Genomic DNA, 25272 nt, shown 5'->3' with positions numbered 1-25272 from the left:
AGGAGCCTGACGTGTATCGCGTTGGAATTGACGTCGGCGGCACGAATACCGATGCCGTTGTGTTGCAGGATAAAACTGTTCTGGCGGGGGTGAAGGCCTCCACGACAGAGGATGTGACGTCCGGTGTCATCGAAGCCCTTGAAAAGGTCATCGAGGCGTCGGGCATAGACAGGGCGCGCATCGGTGCCGTGATGATCGGCACCACGCATTTCACCAATGCGGTGATCGAGCGTCGGCATATGGATGAGGTGGCCGCCATCCGTCTCGGCCTGCCCTCCGGCGCGGGCCTGCCGCCCATGGTCGACTGGCCGGATGATCTCAAGGAAATCGTCGGCAACCACGGTTATCAGGTGCGTGGTGGTTATGAATTCGACGGCCGCGAAATTTCGCCGCTCGATGAGGACGAGATTGTCCGCATCGCCGCCGATATCCGCGCCAAGGGCCTGAAGGCCGCTGCCGTCACCTGTGTCTTCAGCGGCATCAACGAAGCGATGGAGCTGCGGGCGAAAGAAATCCTGCAGGAACGCTGCCCCGGCCTGCCGGTGGTAATGTCCAAGGATATCGGCCGTCACGGTCTGCTTGCGCGCGAAAGTGCGGCAATCATGAATGCCAGCCTGCTGTCGCTTGCCGACCGCACGGTTGCGGCTTTCGGCGAAGCGTTGAAGGCTGCGGGCATCACCTGCCCGTTCTATATTACCCAGAACGACGGCACGCTGATGGCGGCTGATGTGGTGCGCGGTTTCCCCGTGCTCACCTTTGCGTCCGGTCCGACGAACTCCATGCGTGGTGCGGCCTTCCTCACCGGTCTCAAGGATGCCGTGGTCGTGGATGTGGGCGGGACCACCTCCGATGTCGGCTCGCTGTCCCACGGTTTCCCGCATCAGGCTTCGACCACGGTGGATATTGGCGGCGTTCGCACCAATTTCCGCATGCCTGACGTTTTCTCGATCGGTCTCGGCGGTGGTTCGCTGGTAGTCAACGGCGATCACGGCCTGACCGTCGGGCCGAAATCCGTCGGTTACCGCGTCCGCCGCGAGGCGCTCTGCTTCGGTGGCTCGACCCTGACAGCGACCGATATCGCGGTTGCCTCCGGCAAAGCGGATGTTGGCGAGAAGGCGCTGGTCTCCAGCCTCGACAAAAAACTCGTGGATGCGGCAGTCGACAAGATCAACGACATGCTCGAGGCATGTGTGGAGCGCAGCCGCATCTCGTCGTCACCGGTGCCGGTGATCGCCGTTGGCGGCGGTTCCATCCTGATGCCGGATCGTATCGGTGATCTTGAGGTCATCCGGCCCGAGAATTTCGCGGTGGCCAATGCCGTTGGCGCGGCCATTGCGCAGATCAGCGGCGAGACCGACCGGGTCTTCTCACTCATCGATGGACGCACGCGCGAGAGCGCACTGGCCGAGGCAGAAGCGGAGGCCCGCGAAAAGGCGGTTGCCGCTGGCGCGATTGCCGCGACGCTCGAAGTGATCGAGCGCGAGGATATGCCGCTGGCTTACCTGCCCGGCAATGCCACCCGCATTCATGTGAAAGTTGTTGGAGAAATGGGAGCCAATCATGGCTGAGACACGCAAGCTGAAATATGACGAAGCGGCATTGCGGACGCTGACCCGTGAAGATCTCGACGCGCTGGAAATCGGTGCCGGCATTCTCGGCACGGGCGGCGGCGGCAATCCCTATCTCGGCAAGCTTCTGGCGCTGGAGGCCATGAAGGCCGGTTACGAGATGAAGATTCTCGCAACCGATGCCATCGAACCGGATGCGCTCTGCATGTCCATCGGCGGTATCGGCGCGCCTGTCGTCGGCGTGGAGCGCATTCGCGAAGGCCGCGAAGGCCTGCGTTGCCTGCGGGCGATGGAGGAGCTGATCCGCACCCCCGTCGATGCCATCGTCTGCGAGGAAATTGGCGGTTCCAATTCCATGAACCCGCTGGTGACTGCGGCGCTGGGCGGCCTGCCGATCCTCGATTGCGACGGCATGGGCCGGGCATTCCCGGAAATGCAGATGACCACCTTCTCCATCTATGGCCATAGTTCCACGCCATCGGTGATGTGCGATCTGCACGGCAATGCCGTCATCTTCAGCCATGCTGTTTCCGAGGTCTGGCACGAGCGCATGGCGCGCGCTTGCGTCGTCTCGCAGGGCGGTGGCGCAATGCTGGCAACCGCGCCGATGCAGGCGCACTACGTGCACCAGTATGGCATTCCGAAAACCTACACCAAGGCGATCGCCATCGGCGAGGCCGTAATCCGCGCCCGTAAGCAGCAGGAAGACCCGATTGCGGCGGTCTGCGCGCTCGAAGGCGGAAAGCGCATCTTCAACGGCAAGATCACCGATCTGAAGCGCCATCTGCGCGGTGGTTTCGCGGTCGGCGATCTCACGCTGTCGGGCTTCGACGATTGCGCCGGCCAGACGGCGGGCGTCGCCATCCAGAACGAATTCCTGCTGTTTTCCCGTGACGGCGAGGTGGAAGTGACGGTGCCCGACCTGATCGTCCTGCTCGATGTCGACACGGGTTATCCGATCACCACAGAAGTGCTGCGCTACGGCCAGCGCGTGGCCGTCATCGCCATCCCCTGCCACGATCTGTTGCGCAGCGCGCGCGCGCTTGAGGTCGTCGGGCCGGCTGCATTCGGTTACCCGGACATTCCTTTCTCACCGCTGCCCGTTCCGGTCAGCAAGGCTGCCTAACCATAAGCGGGGCCGATGCCTCGCAATAAAGAGGAGAACGATAATGAAAATGCCTGTAGTTTCTTCCCGTCTCGCCGCGCTTGCGCTCGGCACGGCGCTCGCGTTGCCGGTTTTTTCTTCCGCATCCTTTGCGGAAGACAAGGTGTCGGTTGCGGTCAACACCATGCAGATATTCAGCTCGCTCGACCCGGCGAAGGTGACCGATTACACCGGCTACATGGCCATCGTGAACATGTATGACGGCCTGACCACGGTGAACGCCAAGGGCGAAATCGTGCCGCATCTGGCGAAATCCTGGGAGATTTCCGAGGACGGCCTGACCTACACCTTCCACCTGCGCGACGATGCGAAATTCCAGGACGGTACGGCAGTGAAGGCGGCCGATATCGCCTGGTCGATCCAGCGCCTGCTCGGTATCAACAAGGGCCCGTCCAACCTCATCGTCGGCGTGCTGAAGCCTGAAAACGTCACCGCGCCTGACGATGCGACCCTGGTCATGAAGATCGAGCGCCAGTTCTCGCCCTTCATGGCGGCGACGCCGCTGATGATGGCGATGAACAAGACGCTGATCGAAGCCAATGCCAAGCCGGAAGACAAATGGGGCGAGGCCTATGTCGGCGAACATTCCGCCGGTTCCGGCCCCTACAAGCTGGTCAGCTACAACCGCTCAGCCGATATGGTCATCGCCCGCAATGCCGATTATTTCCTCGGCTGGACCAAGGGCAAGCCGATCGACGAAGTGCGCTTCGTGCAGACCAGCGACGACGCCACCGTCAAGGCGCTGGCGGAAAAGGGCGAGCTCGGCCTTTCCTCGCATGGGCTTGGCAACGACACCTATGAATCCATCGGCCGCATGAAGGGTTACAAGCTGATCCAGACCCGCACCGCCGGCGGCTTCGTCATCAAGCTCAACACCAAGGTCTACCCGACCGACGACGTCCACGTCCGCCGCGCCATCGCCTATGCGACCGACTACAAGACGATCCAGGAAGTGATTTATCCGGGCTTCGATATGAAAGGGCCGCTTTCCGACGCGTTCAAGGATGCGCATAACGGCGATATCCAGCCGGGCGTCTACGATCTGGAAAAGGCCAAGGAAGAGCTGGCCAAGTCGAAATATGCCGGCCAGAAGATCACGCTCGTCAACAGCTATGTCGCGTCGCTGGCCTTCGAGGCCGAAGTGGCGCTGCTTCTGCAATCCAGCCTCGAACAGATCGGCATCACGCTCGATATCAAGCCCGAGCCGTGGAACCGCATCGTCGAGCTTTCCTCCAAGCCGGAAACGACGCCGGCATCGACGCAGGTGAACATCTCGCCGACCTATCCGTCGCCGGACTCGATGTTCTACAACCAGTATCATTCCAAAGCCTCCGGCACCTGGATGTCAATGGAGTGGCTGCAGAATGCGGAAATCGACGGCCTGATCGACAAGGTTCGCGCCACCACCGATGTCAACGAGCAGAACGCCACCTACAAGGAGTTGCAGACGAAGATCGCCGATCTTCAGCCTGACGTCTGGGCGGTTGCGCCGAACCGCCGTTATGCGGCGAACAAGTGCCTTCAGGGTTACGAGTTCATCCCCATGCAGAGCTGGGACCTGAACTTCTCCAATTTCCATTGGGACTGCAAGGCCGAGTGATCTTTACCTCATGAAAACCAACCCCGCCCAGACGGTGGGGTTGGCAGACTTGGAACTTCAAAGGGAAGGAGCATCGCCTGCGGCCGGAAAGGCTGCGGCATGCCCGAGGATGACGCATGATCCAGGAATTTTCCGAAGACGATATCGAACCTCTGGCCACCGGCGCCTGGATTCTGGGAACGGGGGGCGGCGGCAACCCCTATATCTCGACGCTTAATCTGCGGCGTCTCTATGCCGAGGGGCGGCGGGTAAAGGTCATGGACCCCATGGCGCTCGCCGATGATGATATGGTCGCCGTCGTGTCCAAGATGGGTGCCCCGCTTGTCGGTCAGGAACGGCTGGGAGACCCCGTGCATCTCGCCCGTGCGATCGAGGTGATGGAGGATTATCTCGGCAAGCCGTTCCGGGCGATCATGAGCGTGGAGATCGGCGGTTCCAATGCGCTTTCTTCCTTCCTCGCCGCCGCCGTGCTCGACCGGCCGGTCGTTAATGCCGATGCCATGGGACGCGCCTATCCGGAAGCGCAGATGACATCCTTCGCCATCGGCAACCTGCCGATGTTTCCGCTGTCGCTGGTCGATGTGCGCGACAATGAGGTGATCGTGACGCGCGCTGCCTCCTGGAAATGGATGGAGCGCATCTCGCGCAAGGTCTGCACCGAAGTCGGCTCAACCGCCGCCACCTGCAAGGCCCCCCGCACCGGCAAGGAAGTGAAGGAATGGGGCATTCATTACACCGTCACCCAGGCGACAAAACTTGGGCGGGCCGTGATGGAGGCCCGTGCGCGCCATGACGATCCCGTTCAGGCGGTTCTCGACCATGAGGGTGGCAAGCAGCTGTTCCGTGGCAAGGTGGTGGATGTTGCCCGCGAGACCACCGGCGGCTTCCTGCGCGGCAGCACGACCATTGAAGGCATAGACGCCGACCGGGGTTCGCGCATGGAACTCGCCTTCCAGAATGAATGGGCGGTCGCCTTCCGCGATGGCCAGCCGGTCGCCATGACGCCGGATCTGCTTTGCCTTCTCGACACCGTTTCGGGCAGCGCCATCGGCACGGAATCGGTGCGGTATGGCCAGCGTGTCACGGTTATCGCCCTGCCGGCGCCGGAACTCTTGACGACGCCTGCAGGCATCGCCGCCGTCGGCCCGCGTGCCTTCGGTTATGACATTGACTTCAGATCGGTATTCCCATGAAACGCATCGGTATTGACGTTGGCGGCACCAATACGGATGCCGTTCTGATCGATGGCGACACCATCGTCGCCTCCATCAAGGTTCCGACCACGCAGGATGTCCTCTCCGGCGTAAAGTCGGCGCTCGCGCACGTCTCTGGTCATGTCGGCGCGACGGATCGACCGATCGATGCGGTGATGATCGGCACCACCCATTTCACCAATGCGGTGGTGGAGCGCGCCCGGCTGGAGCGGGTTGCGGCCATCCGCATCGCGCTGCCGACCGGTTCTTCGCTGCCCCCCATGTGCGACTGGCCAAAAGATTTGCGCGCTGCCGTCGATCCGTTGATCTTCATGGTCCATGGTGGCCATGAATATGACGGCAGTCCGCTGGTGCCCATGGTTCCCGATGAAATTCGGGAGGCGGCGATGAAAATCCGCGATGCGGGCGTCACCTCCATCGCCATTTCGGCAACTTTCTCGCCGTTGACGACGGAGTGCGAGGGGCGGGCGGCGGAAATCGTCCGTTCGGTCATTCCTGATGCCCGCATCACGCTTTCCCATACGCTTGGCCGCATCGGGCTTCTGGAGCGGGAGAATGTCGCCCTGCTGAACGCAGCGCTACAAACCCTTGGTAAGACCACCGTTCAGGCATTTTCGGATGCATTGCGCGGCGCAGGTGTGAAGGCTCCGTTCTATCTGACCCAGAATGACGGCACCGTGGCGCTCGCGGATGTCGCTGCTGCAAACCCCGTGCACAGCTTCGCCTCCGGCCCGACCAATTCGATGCGCGGTGCCGCCTTCCTCACCGGGCTTTCCGACGCCATGGTGGTGGATGTCGGCGGCACCACCTCCGATATCGGTTGCCTTGTCGGCGGGTTCCCGCGTGAGGCGAACAATATCGTTCATATTGGCGGGGTGCGCACCCTTTTTCGCATGCCCGATCTTCTGCCGATCGCGCTTGGCGGCGGCACCATTGTCGATCCGCAGACAGGCAAGATCGGCCCGCGCTCGGTGGGGTATCGCATCCTGACCGAAGCCCGCGTTTTCGGCGGCGAGACACTGACGACATCGGATATCGCCGTTGCTGCAGGCCTGATCGAGATGGGCGACAGGGATCGTGTGAAGGACCTCGACCCGGCTTTCGTGCAGGCCTCGCTCCAACGCATCCGTGACATGGTGGCCGACAGCTTCGACCAGATGAAGACATCAGCCGAAGACGTGCCGTTGGTTGCGGTCGGCGGCGGCGCATTCCTGATACCGGAGCAGGTGCCGGGCGCATCCGAGGTGCTGCGTGTGGAAAATGCAGGCGTTGCCAATGCGCTGGGTGCTGCGATGGCGCAGGTGTCCGGCGAGGTGGATCAGGTCTTTTCCGGCCTTAGCCGCGACGACGCCCTTGCGAAAGCCGAGACCGAGGCGCAGAACGCGGCGGTCGCATCCGGCGCGGAGCGGGGAAGCCTCAAGACGCTTGAGGTGGAGGATATTCCGATCGCCTATCTTCCGGGTGGCGCGCGGAGGGTCCGCGTGCGCGTTATCGGCGATATCGCCTTTCATTGATGGGAAGAGGTCCTGCCGATGGTGGGGCGACGAGGGAGTGAGCATATGACGAAGATCGCATTGGCCATTCACGGTGGTTGCGGCGTGATGCCGGAAGACAGCATGACTTCAGAGGAGTGGGCAGCTGCGCGCGACGATCTGGCAGCGGCGCTGCGCGCCGGTTACGGCGTGTTGAAGGCTGGCGGAACCGCGCTTGAAGCGGTCGAGGCGGCGGTCGTCGTCATGGAGGACAGCCCGCATTTTAATGCGGGGCATGGCGCGGCCCTCAATGAGAACGGCATTCACGAACTCGATGCCTCGATCATGGACGGTGCCACACTGGCGGCGGGCGCGATCAGCGCCTCCCGCGCCATCCGCAACCCTGTGAAGGCGGCCCGCGCGCTGATGGCCGATGAGCGCGCCGTCTATCTGACGGGGGAGGCGGCCGACCGCTTCGCCAAGGAAAAGGGGCTCGCGACCGAGCCTCAATCCTATTTCACCACGCAAAAGCGCCTGGAGGCGCTGGCTGCGATGAAGCGCCACGCCCGCGCCGGTACGGAAGCGACGGAAAACGAAAAGCACGGAACCGTCGGGGCTGTGGCGCTCGATGCGGCGGGGCATCTCGCCGCCGCCACCTCCACCGGCGGTTACACCAACAAGCCGGATGGGCGGGTTGGCGACAGCCCGGTGATCGGGGCCGGCACCTATGCGCGTGACGGCGCCTGCGCCGTTTCAGGCACGGGCAAGGGTGAGTTTTTTATCCGCTATGTCGTCGGCCACGAGATCGCGTCCCGCGTTGCCTATCTCGGGCAGGATCTGGAAACCGCCGCCGGCAATCTCGTTCACAAGGATCTGGCGCCTTATGAGATCGGTGCCGGTCTCGTTGCGATCGATGCCGAAGGTGGCATTGCCTCGCCTTACAATACCCCCGGCATGTTCCGCGGCTGGGTGACGCCATCGGGAGAGGCATGCGTGGCCACCCACGACAGGATTTATGAGGTGGAATTGTAGCCGGCAACCATACCGGCTACCTGGCGATGCCAAAAAAAAACGGTGACATCCAGGCTCAACGGCGGCAAAACGTCAGAACCGAAACCGGCTCGTCTCTTCATCCATGGTGCTGGCCTCATGAACATCAAGCAGCTCGAAGTTCTGCGCACGCTTCTTTCCACCGGCTCGACCATCGCCACTGCCAAGGCCATGGGGCTCAGCCAGTCCGGCATCAGCCGGCTTCTGGCGCAGCTTGAGGCGGATTTGTCGTTGACGCTGTTTGCCCGCGACAAGGGGCGGCTGATCCCGACGCCGGAGGCGGTGCTGCTTGCGCGGGATGCGGAGAACGTGCTGCTTGCGGTCGATCGCATGTCCGGCCACGCCGAGGATCTGCGCAATGGCGCGGCTGGCCCTGAAATCGTCCGCATCGGCCTGCCGAGCAGCATGTGGGAAAATTTTGCGCCCGCCATGCTGATCGATTATGTCAGGGATTTTCCCGGCGTTCGCATCGAGACATTTTTCGAAACGACGACCGCCATCAACAAGCTCGTCGGCGAGCGGGTGATCGATCTTGGTTTCCTGCGGATGGAGGGCGAGATTGGCCCGGGCATCGATGTCGAGCGTGTTGCGACCGGCAAAAGCGTCTGTGTGGTTCGGGAGGATCATCCGCTGGCCGCGCTTGACGAAATCACCGTCAAGGACCTGCGCAACATTCCGCTCATTCTGATCGGCCGCCAGCGGCCGAACCGCATGGCGCTCGATCAGGTTTTCAAAAAGGCCGGCGTCAAGCCGATGGTGAAGATCGAGACCCACACCAACAGTTCCGCCTGCGCCTATGTGGCGCATGGATTGGGAGCGACGATCATTAGCAGTTTTTATGCTAACCTCTACCGCCACCTTCCCGTTGTCGCCCGGCCATTCGTTCCACAGGCGACGCAGGAGTTCGGTCTTGCCCGTGCCTCCGGCGCACCCTTGTCCATCGCTGCGCAGGCGCTGAGCGATGCCCTGAAGCGGGAAATTCAGCTTTCGCAAAAAATCAACTGAAAACGGGATTTTGGTCGGAAAATCTTATTGTCCTCATCAGGATCAAACGCGTCGTCATTCTGCATAGATATATGACGTTTATGCATAATATTGCGCCTTATTTATCAATCCGTCATAGTCGCCAGCAATGAAACCGATAGAGGCGGGGCGCTAATCCCGGCCATCAATCGTGGGGAACCGATGATAAGATTCATACTGAGCCGTCTTTTGATGGCGCTGCCGACGATCGCATTCGTGTCGATCACGGTCTTTGCGCTCATCCGCTTCATTCCGGGCGATCCGGCTGCGCTGATGCTGGGCGACATGGCACAACCGGAACAGATCGAAGCCATGAGGACCGAACTCGGCCTCGACAAATCCATGCCGCAGCAGTTCGTCATCTGGGCGGGCAATGTGGTGCAGGGCGATTTCGGCCGCTCCATCGTCAATGATGAGCCGGTTCTGCAGCTCGTCGTGTCGCGCTTCCTCGTCAGCGCCGAGATCGTTGTGGTTGCCGTGCTGCTCGCCAGCCTGATTGCGGTTCCGGCTGGCGTGATCGCCGCCTGGAAGCAGAACAGTCTGACCGATCTTGCGCTGGTGGGAACGGCAACACTGCTGCTGTCCATTCCGACATTCTGGCTGGGCCTTCTGCTTCTTCTGTTTTTCGGCCTCAAGCTCGGCTGGCTGCCGGTGCTGGGATACGTGTCAATCAGCGACAATCTCGTCGGCGGCATGCTCTATCTCGTCCTGCCTGTCATGACGCTGGTGATCCATGAAATGGGCGTTCTGATCCGCATGGCGCGCGCCTCGACGCTGGAAGTGCTGCGGTTGGACTACATCACCCATGCCCGCGCCAAGGGCCTTTCGGAAAGCGCGGTTCTCTGGCGGCACGCCTTCAAGAACGCCTTCGGTCCGACCTGGACGATGATCGGCCTCATCCTCGGCAATCTTCTCGGCGGCATCGCCGTCATCGAGACGGTGTTCACCATTCCCGGCCTTGGACGGCTAATGGTCGACAGTATTTTCGCGCGCGACTACCCCGTCATACAGGGCTGCCTGCTGTTCGTTTCCCTGTCCTACGTGCTGGTCAACCTCTTCGTCGACCTTCTTTATCCCCTCTTCGATCCGCGGGTGGTTGCCGAATGAAAAAGTTCACACTCAACGGGCTTATCGGCGGCTTTCTCATCGCCCTCCTGCTCATCACCGCCGTGACCGGCCTGTTCTGGACGCCTTATGATCCGATGAAGCTGGGCTTTGCCTCGCGTCTGGCCGGTCCGAGCGCCAGCCATCTTCTCGGTACCGACGAATTCGGGCGAGATGTTTTGAGCCGCCTGATGGTTGGCGCGCGCGCCAGCGTCTGGATCGGCTTCCTGACGGTCAGCTTTGCGACAATCTTCGGCACGCTGATCGGCCTTGTCAGCGGTTATGCGCGGGGCTGGGTGGATGGCGTTATCATGGCCATCAACAATGCGCTTCTTGCCTTTCCCGGCATTCTGCTGGCGCTCGGCCTGCTCGCGGTTTTCGGCGCAAACCAGTATGGCATCATTTTCGCACTCGGCATCGCCTATACACCATCCATGGCCCGCGTGGTGCGCGGTGCCGTGCTTTCTCTGCGTGAACGGGAATTCATCGAGGCGTCGATGGTGATGGGCAATGGTGAGATCTACACCATGTTCCGCCATATCCTGCCCAACTGCATCGCGCCGATAACGGTTCTTGCCACCTCCATGTTCGGCTGGGCCATCCTGTCGGAAAGTGCGCTATCCTTCCTTGGCCTCGGCGTGCCGCCGCCGGCGCCGACCTGGGGCAACATGCTGGCCGCCGGCCGTCCCTTCATCCAGCAGGCCGTGTGGCTGGGGCTTTTCCCCGGTCTCTGTATCGCGCTGACGCTGCTTGGCATCAATCTTCTGGGCGACGCCCTTCGCGACAGGCTTGACCCGCGCATGAGAGGTCTCAAATGACGGATAATACACTTCTCACCGTTCGCGGCCTTTCGCTCGAAGTCGCCAGAACCGGCCACCGGGTGGTGAAGGATGTCTCCTTCGACATTGCCGCGGGCGAAATCTTCGGCATCGTCGGCGAAAGCGGGTCGGGCAAGACGCTCGCCACCCGCGCGCTCATCTCGCTTCTGCCACCTGCCATCGCCATCACCGGCGGGTCGATCATCTACAAGGGGCAGGATGTCATGTACCTGCCGGTGAAGGAGCTTCGGCGTCTGCGCGGCGCGGAGATCGGTGTCGTGTTTCAGGAGCCGATGACCTCCCTCAATCCGTCGATGACGATTGGCCGGCAGCTGGAGGAGGGTTTGATCCTTCACACGAAATTAGCGCCAGAAGAGCGCCGCGAGAAAATTCTCGACATGCTGCGCCGGGTCGGCATCCGCGATCCCGAAGGTGCGCTGGCGGCCTATCCGCACGAGTTTTCCGGCGGCATGCGCCAGCGCATCATGCTGGCCTCTGTCATGCTCCTGAAACCGGCCCTGCTGATCGCCGATGAGCCGACGACGGCGCTTGACGCGGTCATCCAGCGCGATGTCATGGAACTGATGGTCGAGCTGACGCGGGCGGAAGGCACTGCTGTTCTCCTCATCAGCCACGACCTGCCGATGGTGGCGCGTTATACCAGCCGCATCGTGGTGATGGAAAAAGGCGCAATCGTCGAGCAGGGCCGCACTGAGGACCTGCTGGACGCGCCGCAGCACCCCTATACGAAAAAGCTGCTTTCCTCCCTGCCGTTTCGCGGCGAGCTGCGCAGCATCGACACGTCCAAAGCACCGATGGTTTCGGCCCGCGATATCGTCGTCGATTATGCCGGCCGCAAATCTCTGCTGAAAAAGGCCAAATCAAAGCGGGCGCTGCATGGCGTCAGCATTGATATTCACGAGGGTGAAGTCGTGGCGCTCGTCGGCGGCTCCGGTTCCGGCAAGACGACGCTTGGCCGCACCATCGCCGGGCTCGTGCAGGAGAGCGAAGGGCATATCCGCTTTCACGGCCGGGAGCGCGGCGAGGACTGGAAGGACTATCGCCTGAATTGCCAGATGGTGTTTCAGGATCCTTATTCCTCGCTCGATCCGCGCATGACGATTCAGGCGCTGGTGGAGGAGGCGTTGCGCCTCGTGCCCGGTCTCGACCAGGCCGCCAAGCGCAAACGAGCGCTGGAAACGCTGGAAGAGGTGGGACTTGGCGCTGACTATGCCACCCGTTACCCGCACGAACTTTCCGGCGGCCAGCGCCAGCGCGTGGCGATTGCGCGCGCCATTGCCCGCCGTCCGCGGTTCCTGATCGCCGACGAACCGGTTTCCGCGCTTGACGTGACGGTGCGGGCGCAGGTGCTCGATCTCTTTTCCGATCTGCAGAAACGTTACGGTTTTTCCTGCCTGTTCATCAGCCACGATCTCGGTGTGGTGGAGCAGGTGGCTGACCGTGTCGTCGTCATGCAGGACGGTCGCATCATCGAAGAGGGCGACCGCGACACGATTTTCGACAGTCCGAAAGAAGCCTATACGCGCCGGCTGCTCTCGGCCATTCCCGCCCTCGACCAGAATGAAAAGGGCGGCGTGACACTGAAATGGCGTCTGGAAAATGAAGTTTAACAGGAAGATGACTATGACCGTGGCTGCCCAACTGAATGCGATCTGTGATGCACAGCCTTTCGTGACGCGCTTCATGGTGCGCAATCTCCTGACCGGCGAAGAGATCGGACGGGGAGAAAACGAGGAGACGCCATCGGGCAGCACCCGCAAGACGTCGATCATGATGGCCGTGCTCAAGGCCGCCAGCGAAGGGCGGGTCGATCTCGACCAGCCCGTCACCTATGAAAAGCGGCTGGCGGAAGAGGTTGCGAGCGGCATGTTCCGCTACATGACGCCGGGCATCGTCATTTCGCTGCGCGATGCCGTCGCCGGCATGATGGTGCTGAGCGACAATGTCTGCACCAAGATGGTGCTGGAACGGCTGACGCTGCAAGAGGTGGACGGCTATTGCAAATCGCTCGGTATGGCCAACACCCACCACCGTTTCCTCATCCCGCCGCTGGCACTGGCGGCGGACCATCCGTTGAAGACAGTTACGACCACTTCGGCGGCGGATCAGGTGCTGCTGCTGCAGACAATTCTGGATGCGCAGTCCTCGCCTGAAGCGCAGGCAAAGCTCGGTTGCAGCCCGCAATTGTGCGAGTGGGCGATGCAGACGCTGAAGAACCAGATTTTGCGTTATGGAATTCGCTCCCGCCTGCCTTTCGAGGCCGTTGTGGCGAGCAAGAGCGGCCGCGGCAAGCGTGGGCGCATGGATGCCGGCATCGTCTACAGAAACGGCGCACCGTCCTTCATCATCACCACCTATACCGACGAGGTGCCGCAGGTGATGCCTGATGGCACGCCGGGATACACCATCGCGCTCGAAACGATCGGCCGGCTGGCACAGTCCTGCTGGGATGGGTTTTAACCGAGCATTTCCAGTAAAAATGCGTAGCGGTTTTACGCCCGGAAAATGCGTAAAAACAAAGAGATAGAGCACGTCTAAAACTTCAATTTAAACCGGACGTGCTCTAGTCACAATCAACGACAACAATGAGGGTCGAACAGTGAAAAAACTTCTTCTCGCAGGCGTTGCCCTGCTCGTGACCGCCAATGTCGCCGCTGCACGCGATATCACCATTGCGCAAAGCTCGGATCTGCGCAGCAACAATCCGGGCGTGAACCGCGACGGCAATACGGACGGGGTGATGCTGCACATCGTCGAAGGCCTGGTCGGGTATAACAATGCCGGCGAGGTGAAGCCGCTTCTCGCCGAAAGCGTCGAGGTTGCGCCTGACGGCCTGACCTATACCTTCAAGCTGCGCAAGGACGTGAAATTCCACAATGGCAAGCCGCTCACCGCGGAAGATATCGTCTGGAACTGGACGCGCTACCTGAAGCCGGAAACCAAATGGACCTGCCTCAACGATTTTGCGCAAGGCGGGGCAGCACACGTCACCGGCGTCAAGGCCACGGATGCATCCACGGTCGAGATCAATCTTGAAAAGCCGTCTGGCGTTTTCCTTGGCCTCATGTCGCGACCGGAATGCGGTTATACCGGCATGATCTCGCCGGAATCGATTGCTGCCGATGGCAGCTTCGTCAAGCCGATCGGGACCGGGCCGTTCCAGTGGGACGAGTGGAAGAAAGGCGAATATATCCGCCTTTCCAAATTTGCGGGCTACGTTTCGCCGGCAAATGACGGTAAGCCTGACGGTATGGTCGGCTCCAAGCGACCGCTCGCCGATGGCATCAAGTTCATGGTTATTCCCGATGCTTCGACGGTGAAGGCGGGCCTTGAATCCGGCGTGCTCGATACGGCCGAGATTTCTCCCGATCTTATTCCGGAGTTCAAGACCAACAACAAGATGCAGCTCATCGTTTCCCGGAACAACGGCAAGAACCTGTTCTACATCCAGACCCGCGACAAGGTGCTGAGCAATCCCGGCGTGCGCCGCGCCATGGCGATGGCGCTCGATCTTGACGAACTGGTCGCGGCGGCGTCGAACGGTACGGGTGAAGCCAACGGTTCGATGGTCTCGCAGGACTCGGTCTATTTCGACGAGACCCAGAAGAAGCGTCCGGCCTATGACATCGAAGCGGCCAAGAAGGAGCTGGCCGCCGCCGGTTACAAGGGCGAACCGATCTCCATCATCGCCAACAAGCGCGGCAATGTGCCGAGCTTCCCGGCCGCCGTCATGGCGCAGGCGATGATGCAGCAGGCGGGTCTTAACGTGCAGATCGAGGTGCTGGACTATGCCACGCAGGTCGATCGCCGTCGCTCCGGCAATTATCAGGTGATCTCGCAGTCGGTCGCCCCGCGTCTTGACCCGGCGCTGATGTATGCCTTCTATGTCGGCAACAAGGATAAGAACGCATCGCTGATGTGGGACGATCCGAAGGCGATCGAGTTGATGAAGGCGGCCTATGTCGAGGCCGACCAGACGAAACGCCAGAAGATTTTCGACGAGTTCCACGAACTGATGCTGAAGGAAATGCCCGGCATCTTCCTTTACGACATGGTCGATGTCTGGGGCGCGACGAAGAAGCTGAAGGGCCAGCCGGTCTGGCAGTCGAACGCCCGCCTCTGGGAAGTCTCGGTCGACAACTGATCCACTGTTGCCCGCGCCGGAGGCGGACCCCGGCGCGGGCTTTCCATCATAGTGCGCAAGGATTTGGCGGTGCCTCCGCCGAAGCGCTTGCGCGTGCCCGCCAAGGGCGGAAATGCGAGGACAAGCCATGAACCGTGACGCCGTGATGTCGATTGCCGCCGAAGTTGAGGCAATGAAACCCGACTTCACCACCCTGAGCGACAGCATCTGGGATTTTGCCGAGCTGAAATTCGAGGAGCAGCAATCTGCCGGCGTTCTGGCCGCCGCGTTCGAGGAAAATGGCTTTGCTGTTCGCCGCGGCGTGGCAGGCATGGAAACGGCGTTCATCGGCGAATTCGGCAATGGTAAGCCTGTCATCGCCTTTCTTGGCGAATTCGATGCGCTGGCTGGTATGAGCCAGGAGGCCGGTGTGGCCGAAGTGAAGCCACGCGAGGCAGGCGCCACCGGCCATGGCTGCGGTCATAACCTGCTGGGCGTCGGTTCGCTGATGGGCGCCATCGCGCTCGCCCGGCATCTGAAAGCCAATAACCTGCCCGGCACTGTGCGTTATTACGGTTGCCCGGGCGAAGAGGGCGGTTCCGGCAAGACCTTCATGGTGCGCGCCGGCCTGTTCGATGATGTCGATGCGGCGCTGACGTGGCATCCGGCACCTTTCAACGGCGTACGCTCAACCAATAATCTTGCCGTGCTGGAATATTTCTACCGTTTCAAGGGTGTTGCGGCCCACGCCTCCAACGCCGCCCATCTCGGGCGTTCGGCGCTTGATGCCGTCGAACTCATGAATGTCGGCGTCAATTTCCTGCGCGAACACATGCCGCAGGATTGCCGGGTGCATTATGCAATCACCGATACCGGCGGCAAAGCGGCCAATGTGGTGCAGGCGAAGGCGGAAGTGCTTTACCTTATCCGCGCTCCGGAAATGCGCCAGGCGCTTGATCTTGCCGCGCGGGTGGACAAGGTGGCGCGCGGCGCGGCGATGATGACTGAAACCGAGGTGGAGATCGTCTTCGATACCGCCTCCACCAATCTCCTGCCCAACATCACGCTGGAAACCGCGATGCATGAAAACATGGTGGCGCTTGGCCCCATCGCTTTCGACGAGGCGGATATCGATTTTGCCAAACGTATTCAGGACACGTTTACCGATGAGGCGATCAAAAGCAGCATCCGGCTCTACCAGATAAAGGGCGATGTTTTTTCCAACCGGAAAATCGATGGTTCGACGCCCCTGCATCTCGGCCTGCGGGATTTCGAGGGACAATCGCATTTCCGGGCGGGTTCCACCGATGTCGGTGATGTGAGCTGGGTGACGCCGACGGCGCAGTGCTGGACGCCTGCCTGGGCGATCGGCACCAATCCACACACATGGCAGGTGGTGGCGCAGGGCAAAAGCGCTGCCGCCCACAAGGCCATGGCGCATGCCGCCAAGGCAATGGCATCGACAGGCCTGGCGCTGATGACTTCTCCGGAGCTGCTCGCCAATGCCAGGAAGGAATGGCAGGAAAAGACAGAAGGCAGCAAATATGTCTGCCCGATTCCCGCTGATGTCATGCCTGGATCGCACCGGTAAGGCGATATGGACTTCCTTTTGCCGCTGACGTCTACCGTCAGATTTCCACAGGCGGGATTTTGAGTCCGTTGAAGGTTCCAGGGTGAAGAAATCGGATGCGCCGCCCGCCGTCTATAAAGAGGGTAGGCGGTTTCCGTTTTGGAATAAATCTTCCATCTCCGCCAATTTTCCTCTGATCTCGAACCGCAAGCTGCATTTTCAATGGCTTATGGCTCCAGCCTTCCAGGCGTGAGCGACGTGAACCTGTTCCTTAAGCCTAGCTCGGGAATGCGGTCCGGAAGTCGCCTCCTCTGGAATTTTCCGTCATCACAGTCTTTTGCATCGCTCTGTAACAAGGTCACGAAGAAAGCATTGACGTTCAGGCCAAAAATGGAATAAATATATCGGGCAGGCAGAAATTCGGTTTCATTATTCCGTTTTCTGCTGTGAGGAGGTTGCGGCGGGCTTTAAGGTCCGCCTCCGGCTGGGAGAGGCGGCACCGGACGCCATGGAGGAGAAAACAATGAGGAAATTTATCATCGGCGCAGCCATGTCTGTGCTTCTCGGCACAGCGGCCCATGCGGAGACCATCGGCGTCTCGATGGCGCTGTTCGACGACAACTTCCTGACCGTACTGCGCAACGGCATGCAGGATTATTCCAAGGAACTGAATGGTGTCACGCTGCAGGTCGAGGACGCGCAGAACGACGTCGCCAAGCAGCAGAGCCAGATCCAGAATTTCATCGCGTCCAAGGTCGATGCGATTATCGTCAATCCGGTTGATACGGATGCGACAGCGGCCATGTCGAAGCTCGCCGCCGACGCCAAGATTCCGCTGGTTTACGTCAACCGCCAGCCGGTGAACGTCGATAGCCTGCCGGACGGCCAGGCATTCGTCGCCTCCGACGAAACGGTTGCCGGCACGCTTGAAGCGAAAGAAGTTTGCCGCCTTCTCGGTGGCAAGGGCAATGCGGTCATCATGATGGGCGAGCTTTCCAACCAGGCGGCGCGCATGCGCACGCAGTCTGCGAAAGACGTTCTGATGACTGACGAATGCAAGGGCATTTCGGTTGTTGAAGAGCAGACCGCAAACTGGCAGCGTACACAGGGTTCCGACCTTGTGACCAACTGGCTCTCCAGCGGCATCGAATTTAACGCCGTCATCGCCAACAACGATGAAATGGCGATTGGCGCGATCCAGGCCCTGAAGGCCGCAGGCAAGGATATGAAGAGCTATGTCGTCGCTGGCGTTGACGCCACGCAGGACGCCCTCGCCGCCATGCAGGCGGGCGATCTGGATGTGACGGTGTTCCAGGATGCGGCAGGCCAGGGCAAGGGTGCTCTTGATGCTGCGCTGAAGCTCGCCAAGGGCGACAAGGTGGAGAAGAAAGTCTACATTCCTTTCCAGCTTGTCACGCCTGAAAACGTCAAGGACTACGTGGCCAAGAACTAACGGCCACCTTCCGGCATCTGCGCCCGTTCAGATCGATATTGGAGGCGGATGCCGGTTTTCGACGGCGCCGAAGACAAGCTTCGGTGCGCGCGAATTATGATTGAATTTCAGTAAATTCAAAGTGTTGCAGCGCTTTCATGTCGTGGTCGACTTGGCGCTGCAAGCCTCCCCGGAGGCAAGGCGCGTCGTCTGGCAAAGCCTGTTTCCGGTCATTTTTGTCTATTGTGGAGGGTGAGATGGTCGTCAGTCCATCGACAATGGCTGCCGTGCGCGCCAGCGGAGCCGTGCCGAATGCGGAGTATCTTCTTGCTGCGGAAGGCATACGCAAGGAATTTCCCGGCGTCGTGGCGCTCGATGATGTGCAGTTCAAGCTGAAGCGCGGCACCGTGCATGCGCTGATGGGCGAGAATGGCGCCGGAAAATCGACGCTGATGAAAATCCTGGCTGGCATTTATCAGCCGGACAGTGGCGAAATTCGTCTGAAAGGCGCCGGCATACGTCTCGATTCCCCGCTCGATGCGCTGGAAAACGGTATTGCCATGATCCATCAGGAACTGAACCTGATGGCCTATATGACGGTGGCGGAAAACATCTGGATACGACGCGAGCCAAAAAACCGGCTGGGCTTCATCGATCACGGCGAAATGTATCGTCGAACCGAGACGCTTCTTCAAAGGCTCGGCATCGATCTCGACCCGGAAACCCGCGTTGGCGAGCTTTCGGTGGCAAGTCGCCAGATGGTCGAGATCGCCAAGGCTGTTTCGTATGATTCTGATGTTCTCATCATGGACGAGCCGACATCGGCGCTGACGGAGCGCGAGGTCGAGCATCTCTTCCGCATCATCCGCGATCTCCGGGAACGGGGCATCGGTATCGTCTACATCACCCACAAGATGAACGAACTGTTCGAGATCGCCGATGAGTTTTCGGTTTTCCGCGACGGGAAATATATCGGCACCCATGCCTCGACCGAAGTAACGCGCGACGACATCATCCGCATGATGGTGGGTCGTGAGATCACCCAGATGTTCCCTAAGGAAGAGGTTCCGATCGGTGACGTTGTACTTTCGGTCAAGAATCTCACGCTCGACGGCGTTTTCCATGACATTTCCTTCGAGGTGCGCGCCGGTGAAATTCTCGGCGTCGCCGGTCTCGTCGGATCTGGCCGCTCCAATGTTGCGGAAACGGTGTTCGGTGTAACGCCCGCATCCAAAGGCACGATTGCAATCGACGGCAAGCCGGTTTCGATCGACAGCCCGACGAAGGCTATCAGTCACCGCATGGCGTTTCTGACGGAGGATCGCAAGGATACGGGATGCCTGCTGATCCTGAACATTCTGGAGAACATGCAGATCGCCGTCCTGCAGGATAAATATGTCGCCAATGGCTTCGTGCAGGAAAATGCGCTGTCGGAGGCCTGCGAGGACATGTGCCGCAAGCTCCGTGTCAAGACGCCGCATCTTTACGAGCGCATCGAGAACCTGTCTGGCGGTAACCAGCAAAAGGTGCTGATCGGCCGCTGGATGCTGACCAAGCCGCGCATTCTCATTCTGGATGAGCCGACACGCGGCATCGATGTCGGGGCCAAGGCGGAAATTCACAAGCTGGTTTGCGAGATGGCGCGCCAGGGCGTCGCCGTGATCATGATTTCGTCCGAAATGCCGGAGGTTCTGGGTATGAGCGACCGTGTCATGGTCATGCATGAAGGTCGAGTGACGGGCTTTCTTGATAGAAGTGAAGCCACGCAGGTTAAAGTGATGGATCTCGCATCGCGGTGAGGCGCGCCGGGATTTCTCGAGGAGGAATAACTATGAATACGAACGCCGCCGCCAACACAGAGTTGGACGCAAAATCCGGACGCAAGCCGCACCGGCGCATCCCGCCGGAGGCCAATATTTTTTTCGTGCTGATCGGCATCGCGCTGGTCTATGAAATTCTTGGCTGGATTTTTATCGGCCAGAGCTTCCTCATGAACCAGCAGCGCCTGACGATCATGATCCTGCAGGTCTCGGTGATCGGCATCATCGCGGTTGGCGTGACCCAGGTCATCATCACCGGCGGTATCGATCTCTCTTCCGGTTCCGTCGTCGGCCTGACGGCGATGCTGTCCGCCAGCGTGGCGCAATCCTCAACATGGCCGCGGGCGCTTTATCCGGGCTTGACCGATCTGCCTTTCGTCATACCGCTCGCGGTCGGCATATTGGCCGGTACCCTGGCGGGTTTCATTAACGGACAGCTCATCGCCCGCACCAAGATCCCGCCTTTCATCGCAACGCTTGGCATGATGGTGACGGCGCGTGGTCTTTCCAAGTGGTATACGAAGGGTCAACCGATCTCCGGTCTGACTGATGGTTTCAATTTCATTGGCACGGGCATCTGGCCGGTCGTGGTGTTCCTCGTCGTCGCCCTCATCTTCCACGTGGCGCTACGTTACACCCGTTACGGCAAATTCACTTACGCTATCGGCGCCAACCAGCAGGCGGCCCGCGTGTCTGGTATCAATATCGAAGCGCATCTGATCAAGGTCTATGCCATTGCTGGCATGCTCGCCGGTCTTGCCGGTGTTGTCACCGCCGCCCGCGCACAGACGGCACAGGCCGGCATGGGCGTAATGTATGAACTCGACGCCATTGCCGCAGCCGTCATCGGCGGCACATCGCTCGCCGGCGGCGCCGGCCGGATCACCGGAACGGTAATCGGCACCATCATCCTCGGCGTCATGACGTCGGGCTTCACCTTCCTCCGGGTGGACGCCTATTACCAGGAAATCGTCAAGGGCCTGATCATCGTGGCTGCGGTCGTTGCCGACGTCTACCGACAGAAGAAACGCGCAAAGCGCTAAATCCTCCTCCCAGACTTGGGGCAGGCCTTCGGGCTTGCCCTTTTTTTATGTTCTTATGAGCCGGTGGGATTAACGGCGGTTTATGCCTTGCTGTTTCGATAGTTGTGGACCGCCTTGCCGAAGGCCTCGAACAGCGCCCGGGAGGGCGCATCCGTCTCAGCCCAATATTCCGGATGCCATTGTACGCCGACGGCAAATCCCTTGGCGTCGATGACGGAGACGGCCTCAATGGTACCGTCCGCGGCTGTCGCTTCCACCTGCAGGCGTGGCGCGGTCTCGGCGATTGCCTGCCGGTGCAGCGAATTGATCTGGATTTCGCCCGACATGCCGAGATGCTGTGCGATGCAGGAACCATCGCGCACATGCACCGGCTGGCGGATGGCGAAGGCCACGTCACGGTCGTCATGCTCCGGTTTTCGGTGATCCCATATACCGGGCTGTTCCTGAATTTCGGAAGCGAGCGTACCGCCAAGCGCGACGTTCAGCTCCTGAATGCCGCGGCAGATGGCCAGCATCGGGATGCCACGTTCGATCGCGCGGCGGATGAGCGGCAGGCTGGTTGCGTCGCGGGCCTGATCAAACGGGCCGTCGCTCTCCCGCGCTTCTTTTCCGTAAAGGGAAGGGTGGACATTGGTGGCGGAGCCGGACACGAGCAGGCCGTCCACCCTGTCGAGAATGGCGTCGACCTCGTTCCCGTCCTCGAAGGCCGGGACGATGAAGGACATGACGCCAGCGACTTTCAGTGCAGCGGAAACATACTGGTTCTGCGCGGCGTGCCAGTCGGCTCCGGTGAAATGCCGGATGTCTGCGGGAACGGCGATAATGGGTTTTGGCATGATGGCTCCGGGACGAATCTTCGAAATTTGTGCGACTGCCGGCGGGGCAAGTCAAGCATACGTTTTGCGTTCCGGAGGGTCTTTATGCGCCTAAAGTATAAGGCGATGCCGGGATATTTCAGTTGAAAATAAAATGCGAAGAAAAGTTCCCGAAGAATCCCGGAAAGGCCGGTATTTCTGCGATTAATTCTTGGTGCGGGTGCTTGTCAGCCGGGTCGTAACCGTGCTTACTTTGCTGCGATGCCTGAACAGCAACGAGGGGAATTCAAAGCTGCGGGCAGCGTTCATATCTGGGAGGATATAGATGGATCGCCGTTCCTTTATAAAAAAGGGCGCGCTTGCGGGAGCTGCAACGGCAGCTCTGGCCGCGCCCGCCATTGCACAGCAGAATACCAAGATCACCTGGCGCCTGACGTCGTCGTTTCCGAAATCGCTGGACACGATTTATGGTGGCGCGGAAGATATTGCCAAGCATGTTGCAGCCGCAACTGACGGCAATTTCACCATTCAAACCTTCGCCGCCGGCGAAATCGTGCCCGGCCTGCAGGCCGCCGATGCGGTGTCTTCCGGCACGGTGGAAATGTGCCACACCTGCTCCTATTATTACGTCGGTAAGGATCCGACCTTCGCCATCGGCACGGCGATACCTTTCGGTCTCAATGCCCGCCTGACCAATTCATGGTTCTATGAAGGCAACGGCAACAAGCTGCTCAACGAGTTTTACGCCAAACATAATCTCTATGGCATGATTGCGGGCAATACCGGCGCCCAGATGGGCGGCTGGTTCCGCAAGGAAATCAACACCGTGGACGATTTCAAGGGCGTGAAGATGCGCATTGCCGGTCTCGCCGGCAAGGTGGTGGAGAAGCTCGGCGTGGTACCGCAGCAGATCGCCGGCGGCGACATTTATCCAGCACTGGAAAAAGGCACCATCGACGCGGCGGAATGGGTCGGACCTTATGACGACCACAAGCTCGGTTTCTACAAGGTGGCCAAATATTATTATTACCCGGCCTTCTGGGAAGGCGGTCCGGTCATCCATTCCTTCGTCAATCTGGAAAAATGGAACAACCTGCCGAAGAATTATCAGGCTGCGTTGCAGGATGCCTGCGCTTTCGCCAACACCAGCATGATGGCGAAATACGATGCCAAGAACCCGACCGCCGTGCGACAGCTGGTGGCCGAGGGAGCTGTGCTGCGGCCGTTCAGCCAGGAAATTCTTGAGGCCTGCTACAAGGCAGCGCTGGAAGTTTATGCTGGCATCTCGGCTACCAACCCTGATTTCAAGAAGATTTATGAGGATCAGGTGGCCTTCAAGCGCGAGGGTTATCTCTGGATGCAGCTTTCGGAATATACATTCGACACGTTCATGATGATTCAGCAGCGCAACGGAAAGCTGTGATCTTTCGGTAAAAGGCGGACCGGGCAGAAAGCCCCGGAGATTTCGGTCTCCGGGGCTTTTTGTGTCTTTGTTGCAATGGTTCCAAGGTGGCGTTTTCAAGGGGGCGCGGCTTCGGACGACGTCCTATTGATGCCGCGCCGCGCCGTTACGGTCCGATCTTCGGCGGTTGGCTGAGATCGGGCTGGGTATTCTGCGCAGGCTGCTGGGGTTGCGGTCCACCCAGGTTTAGGGGCGGCAGGCCAAGGGAGGGCGGTGAGGTCGGCGCACCGCTTTCCTGACCCGACGGCGCCGCCGCGGGGCCGCCGAGGTTGAGCGGCGGCAAGCCCATGGATGGCTGTTGCGGAGATGCGCCGCCGCCGCCAAGCGGTGGCAGGGACAGGCCGCTGCCTCCCGGGCCACCGGGTATCTCGATCTTGACGCTATTGGGATCGACGCTGGTATGGCCGCTCTTGTAGGTCAGCACCAGGCCGGGGAATGCGATGACGACAAGGATCATCACGAACTGGATGACGATATAGGGCAAGACGCCCCTGTAGATCTCCGTCGTTTTTACACCAGGCATTTTTTTGCCTGTCACCTTATCCACCCATGCGGCGTTCGGGGCGATGGAGCGCAGGAAGAACAGCGAGAAACCGAAGGGCGGTGTCAGGAACGAGGTTTGCAGATTGATGCCGAGAATGATGCCGAACCAGACGAGATCGATCCCGAGCTTGTCCGCCACCGGCGCCAGCAACGGGACCATGATAAAGGCGATTTCGAAGAAGTCGAGAAAACAGCCGAGAATGAAAATAATGATCGTGACCACGACCAGAAAGCCGTATTCGCCGCCGGGCAGGGCAAGCAACAGTTCCTCGATCCAGACATTGCCGTTGATACCATAGAACGTAAGGCCGAAGACGCGGGCACCGATGAGGATCATCATGACGAAGGCAGAAAGCTTCGTCGTCGCATCCAGCGCATTCTTGATCGTCGCAAGCGAAAGCCTGCCCTTGGCAAGTGCGAGGATCAGCGCCCCGGTCGCGCCCATTGCGCCGCCTTCTGTTGGCGTCGCGATGCCGAGGAAGATGGTGCCGAGCACAAGGAAGATGAGCGCCAGCGGCGGCACCAGAACGATAATGACCTGTTCGGCGAGGCGGGAAATGACCTTCCTGCTTGCGATGCTGTTAAAAAGCGCAACCAGATAAACCGTGAAGACGGCGAAGGCGAGTGCAGCGACCAGTCGCCATTCCGGGCTGGCCATGCCCGTGAAAAGGAGGTGCATTCCTATGAAATAGAGCGCTACCGAAACGGCGATCATCACGAAAAGCGAGGTCACGCCGTTGCCGAGCGTGCGCGCTTCTTTCGGAAGGGCAGGTACGAGCGACGGTTTGAAAATGGAGACCGCAAAAATATAGGCGCAATAGCTCGCGATGATCAAAAGAGCGGGATAAAGAGCGCCGACGTACATGTCGCCGACGGAGCGGCCGAGCTGGTCAGCCATGACGATCAGGACGAGTGACGGCGGGACAATCTGCGCAAGAGTGCCCGAGGCGGCGATCGTACCCGCGACGAGGGGGCGATTATAACCGTATCGCATCATGATCGGCAGTGAGATGAGCCCCATGGCCATCACGGAAGCCGCCACAACGCCGGTGGTGGCTCCCAGCAGCGCGCCGACGAGAATGACCGCATAGGCGAGGCCGCCGCGGATCGGGCCGAATAATTGTCCTATCGTATCGAGAAGATCTTCCGCCATGCGGGATCGCTCAAGGATGATACCCATGAACGTAAAAAACGGGATCGACAGCAACGTATCATTATACATGATCCCGTAGATGCGTTCGGGGTGAGATTGCAGCAGCGGCCAGAAGAGGCGGATTTCAGGGGAAATCCATGAAAGCTCCACGCCAAGCACGAAATAGATGAGGCCGCCAGCGGCGAGCGTAAAGGCGACAGGGTAACCCAGCAGCAGCAGCAGCATCACGCTGCTGAACATCACCAGCGGCAGGTTATGCGCAATCAGATCTATCAT

Annotated in this window: 19 protein-coding genes; 17 read left to right on the top strand and 2 right to left on the bottom strand. The window is 60.1% G+C overall.

The features are described from left to right. Positions 1-11 precede the first annotated feature (11 nt). The 16 genes from AGR1_RS17545 to AGR1_RS17470 all read left to right on the top strand — a co-directional run bounded on the left by AGR1_RS17545 (position 12) and on the right by AGR1_RS17470 (position 21023). Positions 12-1568: a hydantoinase/oxoprolinase family protein gene (locus tag AGR1_RS17545; RefSeq protein ID WP_149147707.1), complete on the top strand. Its 1557-nt coding sequence runs from the start codon at positions 12-14 to the stop codon at positions 1566-1568. Further along, positions 1561-2694: a DUF917 domain-containing protein gene (locus AGR1_RS17540; RefSeq protein WP_080795693.1), complete on the top strand. Its 1134-nt coding sequence runs from the start codon at positions 1561-1563 to the stop codon at positions 2692-2694. The genes AGR1_RS17545 and AGR1_RS17540 overlap by 8 nt, the downstream gene beginning before the upstream one ends. Positions 2695-2737: 43 nt before the next feature. Further along, entirely contained in the window at positions 2738-4333 is a 1596-nt protein-coding gene (locus tag AGR1_RS17535) for an ABC transporter substrate-binding protein (RefSeq protein ID WP_162927608.1), read from the top strand. A gap of 116 nt (positions 4334-4449) precedes the next feature. After that, positions 4450-5526: a DUF917 domain-containing protein gene (locus AGR1_RS17530; RefSeq protein ID WP_149147706.1), complete on the top strand. Its 1077-nt coding sequence runs from the start codon at positions 4450-4452 to the stop codon at positions 5524-5526. Further along, positions 5523-7061: a hydantoinase/oxoprolinase family protein gene (locus AGR1_RS17525; RefSeq protein WP_149147705.1), complete on the top strand. Its 1539-nt coding sequence runs from the start codon at positions 5523-5525 to the stop codon at positions 7059-7061. Before AGR1_RS17530 ends, AGR1_RS17525 begins: the two co-directional genes overlap by 4 nt. A gap of 45 nt (positions 7062-7106) precedes the next feature. Continuing rightward, positions 7107-8051, top strand: coding sequence for an isoaspartyl peptidase/L-asparaginase (locus AGR1_RS17520; protein ID WP_149147704.1), 945 nt, complete (start codon positions 7107-7109; stop codon positions 8049-8051). A gap of 117 nt (positions 8052-8168) precedes the next feature. After that, positions 8169-9074: a LysR family transcriptional regulator gene (locus AGR1_RS17515; RefSeq protein ID WP_149147703.1), complete on the top strand. Its 906-nt coding sequence runs from the start codon at positions 8169-8171 to the stop codon at positions 9072-9074. A 180-nt stretch (positions 9075-9254) separates the two neighbouring features. Then, positions 9255-10199: an ABC transporter permease gene (locus AGR1_RS17510; RefSeq protein ID WP_149147702.1), complete on the top strand. Its 945-nt coding sequence runs from the start codon at positions 9255-9257 to the stop codon at positions 10197-10199. Continuing rightward, entirely contained in the window at positions 10196-11014 is an 819-nt protein-coding gene (locus AGR1_RS17505) for an ABC transporter permease (protein WP_080795708.1), read from the top strand. The genes AGR1_RS17510 and AGR1_RS17505 overlap by 4 nt, the downstream gene beginning before the upstream one ends. Next, complete coding sequence (locus AGR1_RS17500) at positions 11011-12645, top strand: ABC transporter ATP-binding protein (protein WP_149147701.1); 1635 nt, start codon at positions 11011-11013, stop codon at positions 12643-12645. Before AGR1_RS17505 ends, AGR1_RS17500 begins: the two co-directional genes overlap by 4 nt. A 13-nt stretch (positions 12646-12658) precedes the next feature. Beyond that, a complete protein-coding gene (locus tag AGR1_RS17495; RefSeq protein WP_187772221.1) occupies positions 12659-13495 on the top strand; it encodes a serine hydrolase in 837 nt (278 codons plus the stop codon). Between the two features lie 139 nt (positions 13496-13634). Beyond that, a complete protein-coding gene (locus AGR1_RS17490) occupies positions 13635-15179 on the top strand; it encodes an ABC transporter substrate-binding protein (protein WP_149147699.1) in 1545 nt (514 codons plus the stop codon). Positions 15180-15306: 127 nt separating this feature from the next. Further along, positions 15307-16749 carry a M20 family metallopeptidase gene (locus AGR1_RS17485; RefSeq protein WP_149147698.1) on the top strand — a complete coding sequence of 481 codons (1443 nt, stop codon included), beginning with the start codon at positions 15307-15309 and terminating at the stop codon, positions 16747-16749. Positions 16750-17251: 502 nt separating this feature from the next. Beyond that, entirely contained in the window at positions 17252-18181 is a 930-nt protein-coding gene (locus AGR1_RS17480) for a sugar ABC transporter substrate-binding protein (RefSeq protein WP_080795718.1), read from the top strand. Between the two features lie 236 nt (positions 18182-18417). Then, complete coding sequence (locus AGR1_RS17475) at positions 18418-19959, top strand: sugar ABC transporter ATP-binding protein (RefSeq protein ID WP_080795719.1); 1542 nt, start codon at positions 18418-18420, stop codon at positions 19957-19959. A 32-nt stretch (positions 19960-19991) separates the two neighbouring features. Further along, positions 19992-21023, top strand: coding sequence for an ABC transporter permease (locus AGR1_RS17470; RefSeq protein ID WP_149147697.1), 1032 nt, complete (start codon positions 19992-19994; stop codon positions 21021-21023). A gap of 80 nt (positions 21024-21103) precedes the next feature. Here AGR1_RS17470 and AGR1_RS17465 read toward each other — a convergent pair whose 3' ends face one another. Next, positions 21104-21859 (bottom strand): gamma-glutamyl-gamma-aminobutyrate hydrolase family protein, encoded by a 756-nt coding sequence (locus AGR1_RS17465; RefSeq protein ID WP_149147696.1) that lies wholly within the window; start codon positions 21857-21859, stop codon positions 21104-21106. Between the two features lie 304 nt (positions 21860-22163). Here AGR1_RS17465 and AGR1_RS17460 point away from each other — a divergent pair, with 304 nt between their 5' ends. Then, the gene (locus AGR1_RS17460; RefSeq protein ID WP_080795722.1) at positions 22164-23261 is read left to right on the top strand and encodes a TRAP transporter substrate-binding protein; all 1098 of its coding nucleotides are present in this window, start codon (positions 22164-22166) and stop codon (positions 23259-23261) included. A gap of 145 nt (positions 23262-23406) precedes the next feature. On the opposite strand, the gene AGR1_RS17455 is transcribed toward AGR1_RS17460, so the two are convergent. After that, positions 23407-25272, bottom strand: coding sequence for a TRAP transporter large permease subunit (locus AGR1_RS17455; RefSeq protein ID WP_149147695.1), 1866 nt, complete (start codon positions 25270-25272; stop codon positions 23407-23409).

Source organism: Agrobacterium sp. B1(2019), assembly GCF_008274755.1.
Lineage (GTDB): Bacteria > Pseudomonadota > Alphaproteobacteria > Rhizobiales > Rhizobiaceae > Agrobacterium > Agrobacterium salinitolerans.
Note: the sequence above shows the minus strand (reverse complement) of the source record. Positions and strands in the feature narration are given on the sequence as shown.